Annotated in this window: 15 protein-coding genes; all 15 read left to right on the forward strand. The window is 31.7% G+C overall.

The genetic code is table 11. The annotated features are described in order from the left end of the window. Positions 1-17 precede the first annotated feature (17 nt). The 15 genes from ACY2IJ_RS14045 (at position 18) to ACY2IJ_RS14115 (ending at position 16,882) form a co-directional block, all read left to right on the forward strand. Entirely contained in the window at positions 18-2,420 is a 2,403-nt protein-coding gene (locus ACY2IJ_RS14045; RefSeq protein ID WP_476724951.1) for a YfhO family protein, read from the forward strand. Position 2,421: 1 nt separating this feature from the next. After that, complete coding sequence (locus tag ACY2IJ_RS14050; RefSeq protein ID WP_476724952.1) at positions 2,422-3,609, forward strand: glycosyltransferase family 4 protein; 1,188 nt, start codon at positions 2,422-2,424, stop codon at positions 3,607-3,609. Between the two features lie 3 nt (positions 3,610-3,612). Beyond that, positions 3,613-4,866, forward strand: a complete 1,254-nt coding sequence (locus ACY2IJ_RS14055; protein ID WP_476724953.1) for a glycosyltransferase family 4 protein — start codon at positions 3,613-3,615, stop codon at positions 4,864-4,866. A gap of 1 nt (position 4,867) precedes the next feature. Then, on the forward strand, positions 4,868-5,998 hold the full coding sequence (wecB, locus tag ACY2IJ_RS14060) for a non-hydrolyzing UDP-N-acetylglucosamine 2-epimerase (protein WP_476724954.1): 1,131 nt from the start codon (positions 4,868-4,870) through the stop codon (positions 5,996-5,998). 1,574 nt (positions 5,999-7,572) lie between these two features. Next, the gene (locus tag ACY2IJ_RS14065) at positions 7,573-9,036 is read left to right on the forward strand and encodes an oligosaccharide flippase family protein (protein ID WP_476724955.1); all 1,464 of its coding nucleotides are present in this window, start codon (positions 7,573-7,575) and stop codon (positions 9,034-9,036) included. 90 nt (positions 9,037-9,126) lie between these two features. After that, complete coding sequence (gene rpsF / locus ACY2IJ_RS14070) at positions 9,127-9,465, forward strand: 30S ribosomal protein S6 (RefSeq protein WP_167897756.1); 339 nt, start codon at positions 9,127-9,129, stop codon at positions 9,463-9,465. A gap of 2 nt (positions 9,466-9,467) precedes the next feature. Next, positions 9,468-9,764, forward strand: a complete 297-nt coding sequence (gene rpsR, locus ACY2IJ_RS14075) for a 30S ribosomal protein S18 (RefSeq protein WP_167897755.1) — start codon at positions 9,468-9,470, stop codon at positions 9,762-9,764. Positions 9,765-9,777: 13 nt separating this feature from the next. Then, positions 9,778-10,224, forward strand: coding sequence for a 50S ribosomal protein L9 (rplI, locus tag ACY2IJ_RS14080; protein ID WP_476724956.1), 447 nt, complete (start codon positions 9,778-9,780; stop codon positions 10,222-10,224). A 79-nt stretch (positions 10,225-10,303) separates the two neighbouring features. Further along, the gene (locus tag ACY2IJ_RS14085; protein WP_476724957.1) at positions 10,304-10,777 is read left to right on the forward strand and encodes a DUF6495 family protein; all 474 of its coding nucleotides are present in this window, start codon (positions 10,304-10,306) and stop codon (positions 10,775-10,777) included. A gap of 6 nt (positions 10,778-10,783) precedes the next feature. Next, the gene (locus tag ACY2IJ_RS14090; protein ID WP_476724958.1) at positions 10,784-11,458 is read left to right on the forward strand and encodes a TrmH family RNA methyltransferase; all 675 of its coding nucleotides are present in this window, start codon (positions 10,784-10,786) and stop codon (positions 11,456-11,458) included. A 51-nt stretch (positions 11,459-11,509) separates the two neighbouring features. Then, positions 11,510-11,860, forward strand: a complete 351-nt coding sequence (locus ACY2IJ_RS14095) for a hypothetical protein (RefSeq protein ID WP_476724959.1) — start codon at positions 11,510-11,512, stop codon at positions 11,858-11,860. Positions 11,861-12,123: 263 nt separating this feature from the next. Next, positions 12,124-12,687 (forward strand): toxin-antitoxin system YwqK family antitoxin, encoded by a 564-nt coding sequence (locus ACY2IJ_RS14100; RefSeq protein WP_476724960.1) that lies wholly within the window; start codon positions 12,124-12,126, stop codon positions 12,685-12,687. Continuing rightward, complete coding sequence (locus tag ACY2IJ_RS14105; RefSeq protein ID WP_476724961.1) at positions 12,671-13,330, forward strand: SCO family protein; 660 nt, start codon at positions 12,671-12,673, stop codon at positions 13,328-13,330. The genes ACY2IJ_RS14100 and ACY2IJ_RS14105 overlap by 17 nt, the downstream gene beginning before the upstream one ends. A gap of 163 nt (positions 13,331-13,493) precedes the next feature. Beyond that, on the forward strand, positions 13,494-16,286 hold the full coding sequence (locus ACY2IJ_RS14110; RefSeq protein ID WP_476724962.1) for a VPS10 domain-containing protein: 2,793 nt from the start codon (positions 13,494-13,496) through the stop codon (positions 16,284-16,286). Positions 16,287-16,372: 86 nt separating this feature from the next. Then, entirely contained in the window at positions 16,373-16,882 is a 510-nt protein-coding gene (locus tag ACY2IJ_RS14115; RefSeq protein WP_476723783.1) for a transposase, read from the forward strand.

Below are 16,882 nucleotides of genomic sequence, written 5' to 3' on the forward strand. Positions count from 1 at the left end.
TTTTGAAAAACAACAATATGTTGAAGCAGATAGCTGTTTACATAGGAGTACTTGTTACTTTTTGTGTAGTAGCTCTTTTTTATTTTAAGCCAGTTTTAAGTGGAGACAAACTTTTTCAGAGCGATATTGCTCAGTTTAGAGGAATGTCTAAAGAGTTAAACGATTTTAGAGAACAAAAAGGAGAAGAAGCCTTTTGGACAGATGCTGCTTTTGGTGGAATGCCATCGTATCAATTAAGTACTTATTATCCGCACAATTATTTAAAAACTGTAGATAGTCTTATTCGCTTTTTACCAAGACCTGCAGATTATTTGTTTTTATATTTTGTTGGTTTTTTTGTGTTGTTAACTGTTTTAAAGTTCGATTGGAAATTGGCCTTAATAGGTTCTCTTTCTTTTGGATTTTCTACCTATTTTATTATTATTTTAGGAGTAGGGCACAATGCAAAAGCACATGCTATAGGATACATTCCATTGGTGTTGTCTGGAATGTTGTTGCTGTTCCAACGTAAATTCTTAGTTGGATTTGTATTAACAGCTGTAGCCATGGGACTTGAAATTCAGACAAGTCACCCACAAATGACTTATTATTTGGTGTTTTTATTAATTATTACAGGATTGTTTTATGTGTTAACTCAAATGAAACAAGGGGCTATAAAACAAGTAATAAAGCCTATTTCTTTTGCTGTTGTGGCTATGCTAATTGGTTTGTTAATGAATGCCCAAAGTTTATTAGCAACCAAAGAATATGCAGCACACAGTACACGTAGTAAAAGTGAATTGACCATTACTCCTGATGGGACACCAAAAAAAGCATCTACAGGATTGTCTAAAGATTACATTACTGAATATAGTTATGGAATTTTAGAAACATTAAATTTATTGATTCCAAGGTTAACAGGGGGAGCAAATAGCGAAGATTTAGGAACAGACTCTAACACATACAAATTTTTAGCACCTAAAATAGGAGCTAGTCAAGCAGCAAATTTTTCTAAAAATGTACCTACCTATTGGGGAAGTCAGCCAATAGTAGCTGCACCTGCTTACATAGGAGTGGTGTTTGTATTGTTGTTTTTTGTTGGAGCTTTTTTGGTAAAAGGTTGGTTAAAGAAAGGATTGATAGCGGCTACTATTTTCTCTATCCTGATGAGTTGGGGTAAAAACTTTGGTTTTTTAACCGATTTTTTTATTGATTTTGTTCCGTTGTATAACAAATTTAGAGCCGTATCGTCCATACAAGTTATTGCAGAAGTTTGTATTCCCTTGTTAGGAATGTTAGCTTTAAAAGAGTTGTTTTCTGATGAGGTTTCAAAATCAGAAAAAATAGAAGCTCTTAAAAAAGGAGGAGGAATTGTAGGAGGAATTCTAGTTGTCTTTGGATTGTTAGGAGGATTCTTTTATTCTTTTGTAGGAGGGAATGATGCTTATTACAATCAACAAATTCCAGGGTTTATAGGAGCTTTGCAAGCGGATAGAAAAGCCATTCTATTAGCAGATAGTATCCGTTCTATAGTTTTAGTAGCTGTTACCCTTGGTGTTGTTTGGGTGGTGTTAACTGATAAGCTTAAAAAACAATATGGAATTCTTGTTTTAGGATTGGTATTGTTGTTTGATACCATGGGAGTTGCTAAAAGATATGTAAACGATGATGATTTTTTACCAGCTTATAAAGTAGAAAAACCTTTTTCTCAAACATCGGTAGACAAACAAATATTACAAGACAAAGGTCATTACAGAGTAGTAAACTTAGCAGGGAATTTTATGAGTGATGGGGCTACGTCTTATTATCATAAATCTATTGGAGGATACCACGCTGCAAAGTTGAGAAGATATCAAGAGTTGGTAGACTTTCAATTGTCTAAAAATAACATGGAAGTGTTTCATATGCTAAACACTAAATATTTTATTACTCCCAACGAAAAAGGACAAAAACAAGTACAACGTAATCCTGATGCGAACGGAAATGCTTGGTTTGCAAGTAATATTATAGAGGTTAACAATGCTAACGAAGAAATTTTAGCGCTGTCAGATTTTGATGCTAAAAACGATGTGATAGTGAATGCCAATGAGTTTTCTGTAGCTAAAGTAGCTCAAGATACTACCGCAGTCGTAACGTTAAAATCTTACCAAGCCAATCAATTAATTTATGAGTATCAATCTGAAAAACCACAGTTGTTAGTGTTTTCAGAAATTTATTACCAACCAGGATGGAATGCTTATATAGATGGAGCGTTTACGCCACATTTTAGAGCCAATTACGTGTTAAGAGCTATGAATGTTCCTGCAGGAAAGCATGTGGTTGAATTTAAATTTGAACCACAAGTAATTCAACAAGGAAGCATGATTAGTTTGTTGGGGTATGGTTTGTTGATTGTATTATCAGGATTGTTATTTTATGTGACTTCAAAAAACAAAAAATAACATGCGTATAGGAATGATTTTAGACAAAACGTTTCCACCCGATGTAAGGGTAGAAAACGAAGCATCAACCTTGGTAAAACAAGGACACGATGTCTTTCTGTTTTGTTTAAAATATGATGAACATCAACCCCAAAAAGAAGTGATCAACGGAATTCAAGTTTGTCGTTATTCTTCTAGTAAATTAGAGTATAAATTATCGGCACTGGCTTATACTGTTCCGTTTTATACTTGGATGATGGCTAAAAAAATACAGTCATTCATCAAAACAAATCAAATAGAAGTTTTACATATTCACGATATTAGAATTGCCGATGCAGTTTTTAAAGCCAATAAAAAAAGCAAACTAAAAACCGTGTTAGATTTGCATGACAATTTACCAGAAATCATGCAGTTTTATCCACATTTGCAAAAATTCCCAGGGAAGTACATTATTTCTCCTAAAAAATGGAAAGTAAAAGAAGAGGAGTTTATTCAAAAGGCCGATAAGGTAATTACAGTTTCTCCAGAGTTTGTGAATGAGGTAGTGACTAGAACTAAAATTGACAAAAACAAAATAGTTTTGGTTCCAAATACCATCAGAAAAAGTTTTTACGATGAGGCTGTTACAGAAGTATCTATTTTAGAAAAGTACAAAGATTGTTTTGTGATTTTATATTTAGGAGATACACATTTAAGAAGAGGTTTACAAACTGCAATTAGTGCCGTATCAACGTTGTCTAAAAAAATTGCGAATCTAAAATTGGTGATTGTAGGAAGCAATACTACAGATGCTATTTTAAAACAACAAGTATCGGATTTAGGAGTAGAAAAATATGTAGATTTTGAAGGTTGGCAAAACGTAGCCTTATTTCCATCGTACATAAAAGCAAGTACGGTTTGCATTTCTCCGTTGCATAGAAATATTCAGCACGATGTGGCTTATGCAAACAAATTGTTTCAATACATGAGTTTTGAAAAACCTGTTTTAGTAAGCAATGCCACTGCGCAAAAAACATTGATTGAAAAAGTAGATGCTGGTTGGGTACATGCAGATAAAGATGTGGCAGATTTTACAGAAAAAGTATTACAATTGGCAAACAATCCTGAGTTAAGAATGCAGAAAGGAAAGAATGGAAGCAAGTTTGTGAAAGAAGAATTTGTATGGGAAAAAACGTCTGAACAATTGATAGAATTATATAATCAACTATAGATCTTGAAAGTAGTCATTATTACTTATTATTGGCCTCCAGCAGGTGGCTCTGGAGTACAGCGTTGGCTAAAGTTTGTAAAATATTTACAAGACTTTGGTGTTACTCCTGTGGTATATACGGTAGACAATCCAGATTATCCAATAACCGATGCTACTTTACAAGCCGATATTCCTGAGAGAGTAGAGGTGATAAAACAACCTATTTGGGAGCCTTATCAATTGGCTTCTGTATTTTCTAAAAACAAAAATGTAAAAACAAGTGCAGGTTTTTTAGGAGCCAAAAAAGGAGTGGTTTCTAAGATTGCTACTTACATAAGAGCAAATTATTTTATTCCAGATGCTAGAATGTTCTGGATCAAACCATCGATTACTTATTTAGAAAAATACATATCAGAAAATAAGATTGATGCTATTATTTCTACAGGACCACCACACACAACGCATATGATTGCATTGGGATTGAAAAAGAAATTAGGAATTCGTTGGATTGCAGATTTTAGAGACCCATGGACAGAAATAGATTATTTTCATCAATTACCATTAACTCAAAAATCAATTCTAAAACATCAAAAATTAGAACAACAAGTTTTAAAAACTGCTGATGAGGTTTTAGTGGTAGGACAAACTATGAAAGCATCTTATGGTGAGTTTTCTAAAAATGTACATGTCATCACCAATGGATTTGATGGTGAATTGAGCAATGAAACGAATCTAGATAAAGAATTTACCATTACTCACGTAGGGATGTTAAATGCCGATAGAAATCCATTCATTTTATGGGAAGCTTTATCAGCTTTAAAAGAAACTATTGATTTTAAAGTTCAGTTAATCGGAAAAATAGCAATTGAAGTACAACAAAGTATTCAAGATTTTGGTTTGTTAGACAATGTTTCTTTTGTGGATTATTTACCTCATGAAGAAGTAAAAGCTTATCAACAAAAATCGCAAGTATTGTTATTGGCAGTAAACAATGTACCAAGTGCCAAAGGAATTGTAACGGGTAAAATTTTTGAATATTTACAAGCACAAAGACCGGTTGTGGCCATTGCACCTACTAATGGAGATTTGGCAGTAATTTTAGAAAAAGCAAAAGCAGGTTTTGTGATAGACTTTAAAGAAACTGAAAAGTTAAAAGAAATACTTGTAGATTTACACAAACAATACCAGCAAGGTACGTTAAATATAAATGCAGTGGGAGTGGAGCAGTACCATAGAAAGGCATTAACAGCAGAATTAGCAAACATTATTAAATCATAATTTGAAAAAAATAGTTACCATATTAGGAGCAAGACCTCAGTTTGTAAAAGCTGCGGTGTTAAGTAGAGTAATTTCTGAATACAATACTATTGAAGAAGTTATTATACATACAGGTCAGCATTACGATAATAATATGAGTAGGGTGTTTTTTGATGAAATGCAAATTCCCGTTCCTAAGTACAATTTAAATATTAATGGGTTGAGTCATGGAGCCATGACGGGACAAATGCTCTCTAAAATAGAAGAGGTTTTAGTGTTTGAAAAACCAGATGCGGTGGTGGTGTATGGAGATACCAATTCAACATTAGCTGGAGCATTAGCTGCTCAAAAATTGGGAATAAAAGTGGTTCACATAGAGGCTGGTTTGCGTTCTTATAATATGAGTATGCCAGAGGAAGTAAATAGAATTTTAACAGACAGAATTTCTAATTTATTATTGTGTCCTACACAAACTGCAATTGACAATTTAGAAAAAGAGGGCTTTGCAAATCACAACATAAAAATTGTGAATTCTGGAGACATCATGAAAGATGCAGTGGAGTTTTATAGTGCTTTGTCTGATGAAAAAGCCACGGTGTTACAAAATAATAACTTACAGACTAACAAGTTTGTATTGGCAACCATTCATAGGCAAGAAAACACAGATGATTTATCTGCTTTAAAAGGAGTTTTTGAAGGATTGACGAAAATTCACAATACCAAACAAGTAGTAATGCCATTGCATCCTAGAACCAAATCAGTTTTAGAAAAACACAACTTAAATTATCCTATTACTTTTATAGATCCTGTTGGGTATTTTGATATGTTGGCTTTACTAAAACATTGTGCATTGGTAGTTACCGATAGTGGAGGTTTGCAAAAAGAAGCTTTTTTTAACAACAAACCTTGTGTAATTGCAAGAGAAGAAACAGAATGGATTGAATTGGTAGATGGTGGTTTCGCTAAATTAGCAGGAAGTAATGCGGAAACTATTTTTAATGCCTCTGAAGAATTACAAAAAACAAAACACAACTTTTCTGTTTCTTTATATGGAACTCAAGTGGGAGAAACAATTTACAGAGAAATTAAAGAGTTAATTGAAAATAAATACATCTCGACTCCGCTCGATGACCAATTTTGTGAAGAAATATAAATTTTTGTGTATCTGATAATTTGAGAGAATATAAATAGCTAATAGGTGTTCAAGCGTAGTCGAGAACAAAAGTGTTTCTAATTTTGCTCGATGACCAGTTTTGTGAAGAAATATAAATTTTGTGTATCTGATAATTTGAGGATATATAAATAGCTAAGTAGGTGTTTAAATGTAGTTGAAAATAAATATATTTTGATTTTGCTCGATGACCAGTTTTGTGAAGAAATATAAATTTTGTGTATCTAATAATTTGAGGATATATAAATAGCTAAGTAGGTGTTTAAGTGTAGTTGAAAATAAATACATCTCGACTCCGCTCGATGACCAATTTTGTGAAGAAATATAAATTTTGTGTATCTGATAATTTGAGAGAATATAAATAACTAATAGGTGTTCGAGTGTAGTCGAGAACAAAAGTGTTTCTAATTTTGCTCGATGACCAGTTTATGTGAAAAAAATATAAACTATGTATATCTAATAATTTGAGGAAATATAAATAGCTAAGTAGGTGTTTAAGTGTAGTTGAAAATAAATACATCTCGACTCTGATCGATGACCAGTTTTGTGAAGAAATATAAATTTTGTGTATCTAATAATTTGAGAGAATATAAATAGCTAAGTAGGTGTTTAAGTGTAGTTGAAAATAAATACATCTCGACTCCGCTCGATGACCAGTTTTGTGAAGAAATATAAATTTTGTGTATCTGATAATTTGAGGATATATAAATAGCTAAGTAGGTGTTTAAATTGTAGTTGAAAATAAATATATTTTGATTTTGCTCGATGACCAGTTTTGTGAAGAAATATAAATTTTGTGTATCTAATAATTTGAGGATATATAAATAGCTAAGTAGGTGTTTAAGTGTAGTTGAAAATAAATACATCTCGACTCTGATCGATGACCAGTTTTGTGAAGAAATAAGAATTTTGTGTATCTGATAATTTGAGGATATATAAATAGCTAAGTAGGTGTTTAAATGTAGTTGAAAATAAATACATCTCGACTTTGCTCGATGACCAGTTTATGTGAAAAAAATATAAACTTTGTATATCTAATAAATTGAGGAAAAATAAATAGCTAAGTAGGTGTTTAAATGTAGTTGAAAATAAATACATCTCGACTCTGATCGATGACCAGTTTTGTGAAGAAATAAGAATTTTGTGTATCTGATAATTTGAGGATATATAAATAGCTAAGTAGGTGTTTAAATGTAGTTGAAAATAAATACATCTCGACTTTGATCGATGACCAGTTTTGTGAAGAAATATAAATTTTGTGTATCTGATAATTTGAGGAAATGTAAATAGCTAAGTAGGTGTTTAAGTGTAGTTGAAAATAAATACATCTCGACTCTGATCGATGACCAGTTTTGTGAAGAAATATAAATTTTGTGTATCTGATAATTTGAGAGAATATAAATAACTAATAGGTGTTCGAGTGTAGTCGAGAACAAAAGTGTTTCTAATTTTGTTTAACCAACAACCAACAACCAACAACCAACAACCAACAACCAACAACCAACAACCAACAACCAACAACCAACAACCAACAACCAATAACCAATAACCAATATATGGGAATCGTTTTAAAAGAGTCATATAAAAATACAGTTACCTTATTGGTAGCTATTTTGGTGGGAGCTATAAACACCCTATTTTTATACGTGTATTTTTTAGATGCTTCTTACTATGGTTTAATCACTTTTGTGTTGTCTACAGCATTTATTCTAAAACCTTTAATTGCGTTAGGAGTAAATTTTAGCATTGTTAAGTTTTTTTCTGCTTACACCGATAAAGAAAATAAAGACAAATTTTTAAGTTTGGCTTTGTGGCAACCCCTTTTAGTAATTGTTCCATTAGGCTTTGTATCGGTTTTGTGTTACGAATATATTTCTACGTTATTGTCTGAGAAGAACCCTTTGGTAAAAGAATATACTTATCTTATTTTTTTGGTAGCTATTGCCAATGCTTATTTTGAAATTTTTTATGCTTGGGCAAGAGTTCATTTAAAATCGGTATATGGAAATGTGTTAAAAGAATTGTTTGTTAGAATAATGGCCACTATATTGTTAGTTGCGGTTTATTTTAAATTTATCAATAGTCATCAGTTTGTGCTTTGTATGGTTGCTGCCTATTTTTTGCAAACGTTATTAATGATGTTGTTTGCATTTCAACAATACCATCCCAAATTCTCTTTTCAGTTACCTAATAATTTTAAAGAAGTTATAAAATACAGTTTGTATATAATTTTAGCAGGATCTGCAGCGACGATTCTATTAGATATAGACAAGTTTATGATTCCGCAAAAAGAAATATTAGAACAAGTTGCTTTTTATGCAGTAGCAGTTTATATAGGATCGGTGATAGAAATTCCGGGTAGAGCCATGAGTCAAATTGTACAACCCTTAACGGCAAAAGCTATTAACGAAGGAAAAGATGATGAGGTGTTAGATTTGTATCAAAAAACATCTATTAACTTAACAATTGCTTCGGGATTTATTTTTGTATTGGTCAATTCAAACATATCTTCATTGTACCAATTGTTGCCGAATGATTATACAGGAGGAGTGTGGGTGGTTTTAATGATTTCCGTAGCCAAATTATACCATATGTTTTTAGGAAACAACGGAGCTATTATATCTAACTCTAAGCATTATAAAATTTTGTTGCCTTACGGATTGGCAATGGCTTTAGCTGTAATTGTATTGAATACAATATTTATAGAACAGATAGGGATTAATGGTGCTGCTTTGGCAACTTTAATAGTTGTGTTTGTGTTTAATACCTTAAAGATTTTATATGTAAAATCTAAATTTAACATTCAGCCTACAACTCCTAAAACATGGTGGATTTTAGGATTAATAGCCATTGTTACATTTATAGGTATCTGGGTAAAATTGCCATTTCATCCTATTGTAAATATGCTAATAGAGTCTGTAACATTATCGGCAGTGTACCTATTTGTAGTTGTAAAAGGGAATTTGTCAACGGACTTATCTGTTCTATATCAAAAACTGATAAAAATAGTTAAAAAGTAAACAGGTTATTTTTTAGGTCCAGCATTTTGGTAATGGATATATAATCAGTATATTTGCACCCGATTTAAATTTAATTAAAAAACAATCATTATGAATCATTACGAAACTGTTTTCATTTTGAATCCCGTTTTATCTGATACTCAGGTAAAGGAAACAGTACAAAAGTTCGAGGACTATTTGGTTTCTAAAGGTGCCGAAATGTTGCATAAGGAAGATTGGGGGCTAAAAAAATTAGCTTACACAATCGAGAAGAAAAAAAGTGGATTTTACCACTTATTCGAATTCAAAGCTGCTGGTGAATTAGTTGCTCCTTTTGAATTAGAATTTAGACGTGACGATAGCGTTATGCGTTACTTAACTGTAAAGTTAGATAAGCACGCTGCTGCATGGGCTGACAAAAGAAAGTCTAACTTAAAATCTGCAAAGTAATTATGGCAAATATCGATCAACAAGCAAAAGGTGGAGCTAAAGGAGATGTTAGATACTTAACTCCATTAGACATAGAAACTAAGAAAGAAGCTAAATACTGTAGATTTAAGAAAAAAGGAATTAAATACATCGATTATAAAGATGCAGATTTCTTAATGTACTTAGTAAACGAACAAGGTAAAATTTTACCAAGACGTTTAACAGGAACTTCTTTAAAATATCAGCGTAAAGTGGCACAAGCTATCAAAAGAGCACGTCACTTGGCATTAATGCCATATGTTGGTGATTTATTAAAATAATAAGTAGACAATCATGCAAGTAATATTAAAACAAGACGTTGAGAACTTAGGGTTCATAGACGATATCGTAGAAGTAAAGAATGGTTACGGACGTAACTTTTTAATTCCTACAGGAAAAGCTGTTTTAGCAACTGAGTCTGCTAAAAAAGTTTTAACAGAAACATTAAAACAACGTGCTTTTAAAGAAGCTAAAGTTATTGAAGAGGCTACTGCTACTGCAGAAGCTCTTAAAGGATTAGAGATTAAATTGAGTTCTAAAGTAGGTCAAGGAACTAAATTATTTGGTTCTATCAACAACATTGATGTTGCTGAGGCTTTAGAGAAAGCTGGACATTCTATTGAAAGAAAATTCATCAAAATTGCTGGAGGATCTATCAAAAGAACTGGAAAGTATACTGCTGCAGTTCGTTTACACAGAACTGTAACAGCTGATTTAGAATTTGAAATTATTGCTGAGTAATTTTAGCAATACATCTTATATAAAAGCTCACTAGCAATAGTGAGCTTTTTTTAGTTTTTTTACATAAAGTTTTATTTAAATGAAATACATTCAATTAACCAAAGAGCAATTAGAAGAATTACACGAAGAATTTGCTAAATTTTTAGCAACCCAACAGATTGATGTTAAAGAGTGGAATGAAATTAAAGCCAATAAACCTGAAATGGCTGATGAAGAATTGAATATTTTTAGCGATATGGTTTGGGAAGAAGTATTGTCTAAAGCAGAATATGTAGAGCATTTTTCAAAATCTAGTATCAATTTGTTTTATTGTACAGAAGGAGTTATTCAAAGAATTATGATAAAATCTAACAATAAAGAAATTGATTTATCATCACAAGAAGGAATCCAAACGTTGTTAAATAATCCTAAAAGTGAACAGTTTGAATTTTTTAAAGGAGCTAAAAAATACGGTAAAGAAAGAAATTTAGAAATATTTGATTTGATTTTAAAAGGAGCAAGTATTAATAAAGAAGGTGCTTTGTATCAGAATTTTAAAAAGTTTGTAGAGTAGGTACTTATGATAGATAAAGACTTAGTAGCTTATTTAGAAGAGTTTGTAACGCCAGAAAGAAAAGCATTGTTTAAAAGTGTTTTAGAAAATAGAACTAGACACTTTGCGGTTGTGTTAGAAGACTTGTATCAAAAACACAATTGGAGTGCAGTAGTACGTAGTTGCGATGTTTTTGGAGTACAAGATATTTACACCATAGAAAATAAATACAGTGCATATATTTCTAATGGAGTGGGAAAAGGAGCTCAAAAATGGGTAGATTTTCACCGATTCAAATCTCGAGAAAATAATACGCAAGATTGTGTAAATGCTTTAAAACAAAAAGGATATCAAATTATAGTAACTACTCCTCACGAAGATTCCTCTTTTGTGTCAGATTTTGATATTACTAAAAAATCAGCCTTTGTATTTGGGGTAGAAGGAGCAGGAGCATCAGACTTAATTATGGAGCAAGCAGATGGTTATTTAAAAATACCAATGTATGGCTTTACAGAAAGTTTAAACGTATCTGTAGCAGCAGCTATTACGTTACAAAACACAACAGATAGATTGCACAAATCTAAAGTGAATTGGCAATTTACAGAGCAAGAAAAAGAAGAAACTTATGTGAGTTGGCTAGAAAAATCTATAGGTTCTATCAAACTTATTAAAGAAAGATATTATAAAGATTTAGAAAAGTAGGGTAGGGTATTTTAAAACATAGTTGTTTTAGTTTATATAAGCTCTGCAATTATGACTTTACTAATAAAATTTTTACTCATCGGTATAATATTGGTGTATGTTTCTTGTACTCAAAAAGACGAAGTTCTATTCTCTATAGATCAAGAAAAAGATAGTGTGCTGAATAACAAATTGTTGCATTGGTTTTTTTTACATCAATCCAATATAAGTGCTATTTTAGATTCAGAACCTAAAACCCTTTTAAGGGATACCAATGTTTTTAATATTGGTTCTGATTTAAAAACGAATTTTAATCCTCAAAAACTCCCAAAAAATACTAAAATATCTTTGGCTAAAACAGGAATCTTTATCAATAAAGATATTGTTTGTAGTCAGAGGAATATTGTAGATACTCCTACTTAATTACTTTTATCATAATTCTAAAACTATTTCTATTTTACCTGATAAACACACTTTAAAGAAGATTGTCAAAAGTGATTTTTTCTTAGTAAAAGAAGGTGTTTATCATTAAGAAAGCAACCCATAGTACAGAAAAAGAAGACCATTACTCTATAAGAAAATCAACAACTTAAAATACGTGTTACGTGAAATTTACTGAGAATTATTAAGAAGTTTCTAGGGTAGTTTTTTGAGTGTAAGTGTTTAATAATTTTAAATTATAAAAGATGAGTATTAAAAATATAATATGGACGGCAATTTCTTGTTTTTCTTATCATGAAGAAAAAATAATAACAAATGTGTTAAGGGTCGAGTTTTCATTACTAAAAACTAATTCAGATGGGTTGGTTACTTATAAGGGGAAGTTATACACAGGGTTTGCTGATGAATACATGCCTGATGGTAAAACTTTAAAAATGACATGTAGTTATAAAAATGGTTTAAAGCAAGGCAAATTAAAGCGTTGGTATTATAATGGTTTAATAAACTATGAAACGTATTATGTGAAAGGGCTTAAGCAAGGAAAAACTAAAGTTTGGTATACAAACGGACAAGTTCAAAGAGTTGCTACCTATTTTAAAGGGGTTTTACATGGTAGAGAAACGGTTTGGTATGCTACAGGAGAAATACAAAAGGAAAGAAATTTGTACTATGGACAAGAGCACGGGATGCAAAAATCTTGGCGAAAAAATGGAGATCTCTATGAAAACTATCAGGCAATAAATGGGAGAGTATTTGGAGTGCTAGGAGATAATATTTTTTATAGGCCTGAAAATGAAAAGGTTAAATGATTTATGTGTTTTGTTTCTAGTGTTCTTTATTAATGCGTGTCAGTCAAAAAAAGAAAATGCACGCACAGTGTATAGATTACCCTATTATAAAGAGGCTTCTTTTACTCCTTATAGAGATTTGTCCACTAAAGAATTAAATACCTTTCATAAAATAGATAGTTTTAGTTTGATAAATCAGAAAGGGGAAATAGTCAATCAAGATACCTTTAATAATAAAATCTATGTAGTAGATTTCTTTTTTACAAAATGCTCAGGTATTTGTCCTAAAATGACTTCTAATATGAGATTGGTTCAAGATGCATTTTTAAAAGATGAAGAAGTTTTGTTGCTGTCTTTTTCTGTAACTCCTAATATAGATTCAGTAGCTGTATTAAATCATTATGCAGAAATAAATTATATAGTTGCTGATAAATGGCATTTGGTTACAGGCAACCAACAACAGATCTATAAATTAGGAAGGCATTCTTATTTTACAGAAGAAATTTTTAGAAATGAACAAAATTCAGATTCATTTTTACATACCAAAAATTTTGTTTTAATAGATAAAAATAAACATATACGGGGTATTTATAACGGTCTAAACAAGCTAGCCATAAAACAATTAATAACGGACATTAAAATCTTAAAAACAGAGACTCTATAAAGGCTTTTGTGTACAGATATATCAATCAATAGAACAAATGATTTTTAAGTTGGTTTTAAATCATTTGGTCTAGTTAATGATGTGTTTAGAACTGTAATTTTTATACTGTTGTGTGTAATTTTATGGATTAAATAATTTTATTGAATCTGTTAAAAAAAATAAAATGAAAACAACAAGTTGTATACTACAAGCCACTTTTATATTCCTAACAATTGTAGGTAATGCTCAAAACAATTTTTTTAAACGTTTGTCTAAAGAAAAAGTAGCATCAACCAACGCTGTGGTTTGGGAACAAGTAGCTCCTGGAAATGCAGGATTTGCAAATTTAATGAGGTATCATCCTACCATTCCTAAATTAATTACTCAATGTCCAGATATGTGGAATGCTTATCAATCTGAAGACAATGGTAAAAATTGGTATGGAATTACAGATTATGATGGAGATGCATCTTTTTATCATCTTAGAGATTTTGAATATTCTGTTACCAATGCCCAATTTGGTTTGGCATTAACTTCTTCTCAACTGTGGAAAACAAATAACTTAGGAAAAAGCTGGGAAATTGTAAAATATTGTCCTTGGTATAAGTTAGATGATGATGGAACAGATAAAGACAGTTGGCGAAGAAAAGTTGCTGCAGTTACCATAGATCCGACCAACGAAAATGTATGGTATGTAGCAGGAGGAGGAAATGTACGTCAACAAGATTGGATGTCTTCTTTGCAAGAAATTACAGCTAAAAACCCAAGAGGTAAAGAAGGAGGAAAGTTTATGCATATTGGTAAGTTATGGAAAACGACCAATGGAGGAAAAAGTTGGAAACTTATAACCAACGGATTGCCAGAAAAAATACAAATATGTAGAGTGGTGGTAAATCCTAAAAAACCAAAACAAATATTTGCAGCCTCTAATTACGGTTTGTTTAAATCGGATAATGGAGGGAAAAAATGGAAACAAATATCAGGTCAGTTTGATAATGATATTATTATGGATATGGATTTTTATTACAATGCAAAAACAAAAGAGTTTCAATTGTTTGTGATAGATCAAACACAATACATACCTAAAGGAAAAACAACTATTTGTACAGGAGGAATTTTTTATTCTAAAGATGAAGGTAAAAGTTGGAAAAACATAAATGGAGATTTGTATTTAGACATCAATCAACTATCGGGAGGAGTTCCAGATAATTATTATTTATATTTATCTAAGTGGTTTGGGTTGCCTAAAAATAAAGTAAAAAAAATGTATCCGGAATTGCCTAAAAATGCCTTACAGCGTTTTAATATGATTAGTACAGACCCAAGTAAAGAAGGAGTTGTGTATGTGGGTTTTGCCGATCCACAAATAGGAAAGTCTATAATGCCTGGACGTTTGTGGAAAACAGAGAATTATGGAAAAAAATGGATAAACACAGCTCGTTTGTATCAAGAGACTTGGGAAAAAGATAAAGCGTATTGGGATGCAAGAGAAAATCCAACACATCAAAATATGGAAGTAGGACATTCCTCTCCTCATATGCGTTTTGGAAAGAATTATGCTTTGCGTTCTATGCGTGGTTTAGATGTAGGAGTTGATGGAAGTGTAATGATAATATCTGATCATAGCACGATGTTAAGTACCGATAGAGGAGCAACTTGGAAACAGGTAGATGAAAAAGTAACCGCTTCAGGTGCAATTATAGGAACAGGAAATAGTAATTTACCTGGACTAACCATAGCACAAGATAAAAGACATAAGACCACTTTATTAGGTTCTGGAGAGCATAGGTTGTGGATTCCAGAAATCACAGAAAATGGAAAAATAGCGTTAAAATTTATTCCAAGTGCACAAGAAACAGTAAGTAATATTGTTTTTGATCCGTACAATGCTAAAACGGTATACGTAACATCTAACAGGCAAGAAGCTAAGCAGTATATGTTTAGAAGTTTAGACGGGGGACTTACTTGGCATAAACACGGGGTAGCAACACCTGCAACCAATAAATGGAAAGATGATTTTTATACCAATGGTTTGTTAATAGACCCAATCAATCCAAATTATATGTATTTTGGAATTACACATATTGACAATCCTAAAAAAGGACATCAAGGGGGATTTTATGTTTCTAAAGACAATGGGAAAACGTTCCAACAAAGTAATCAAGGGTTGCCATCGCCAGCCAGAATTAATGATGTACAGTTTGACCCTAGAGACTTTTCAAAACAATCATTATTTGTAGCAGCAGAAAAAAATATTCATAATTACAAAATGCCTTTGTCAGAAGGAGGTTTGTATCATTCAACAAATAGAGGGCAAACTTGGGAAAAGGTAAAAACACCTAACGAAGTAGAAGGAGTTCAGTTTGTGACTTTTGACAATACCAACCGTATGTACATAACCACAGGTTATAGAGGTGGTGGTGCTGGACTTTGGTATTCTGATGATTTTGGAGAACATTGGGAGCAAATATTTAAAGAACCTGCTACAGAGTGTTTTGCAATTTCTCCTTTTGATCATAATTTAATGGTGGTTACTACTAAATTTTTATCTAAAAATCCTGGAGTGTATTTAAGTAAAGATAGAGGACAGACTTGGGAAAAAATAAACAAAAGTATTGTCATTCCACACCAAATAGAGGATGTAAAGTTTGATTTGCATAACCCAGCTGAAATGTGGCTAGCTACTAAAGGAGGTGGTTTTTATAAAGGAAAAATAGAACAAGGAAATTATGTACAAGTAGTAAAGGTTACCACCCCAGTTATAGCTATTAAAGATGAGAATTCGGTACAATTAAAAACGGAAATTCTAAATTCTGAATATAAAAAAGAAAAAATTGTTTGGAAGTCTGAAAACCCTAAGATAGCTACAGTTGACCAACATGGAATTGTAACACCAGTAGGCAAAGGAAATGTTAAAATATGGGCAACGGTACACAATAGATTTACAGATTATAGCGTTGTAACAGTTTTTGAATAGCAGGATTAGTGTTGGTTATAAAGTAAAAAAGGGAGTGCTTGTATAGAGTGCCCCCAAAATGTTAGACACAATTTGGGGGTATTTTTATGTCTAGAAAAGTAAAATACACATTAGGCTTTAAACAAGAATGTGTGAAGTTAGTTCTTAAAGGAGAACGCTCTATAACTAGTTTGAGTAAAGAGCTAGGTTTTGATAGTTCTCTTCTTTCTCTTTGGTGTAGGCAATATGAACACAAAGGAGTTCAAGGTTTGTTACCAAAGATAAATAAACAATATACATCATCATTTAAACTTGATATTTTACAACGAATAGAAAAAGAACATCTTTCTTTAGAGCAAGCATGTATTCTATTTGATATTGGAAGTGGTGCTAGTATTATTAATTGGCAAAGAAGATATAAATCCTTAGGTTTGAAAGGTCTTAAAAATCAACCTAAAGGAAGACCTATCGGAATGAAACCCAAGTCTAGAAAAAATAAATCTATACCATTAACTAGAGAAGAAAAACTTTTAAAAGAGAATCAATCTTTAAAAGCAGAACTTGATTTGCTAAAAAAGTTACAAGCCTTAGCTCAAGCCAGAGAGAAAAAGCAATAG

This window comes from Wenyingzhuangia gracilariae (assembly GCF_056387575.1).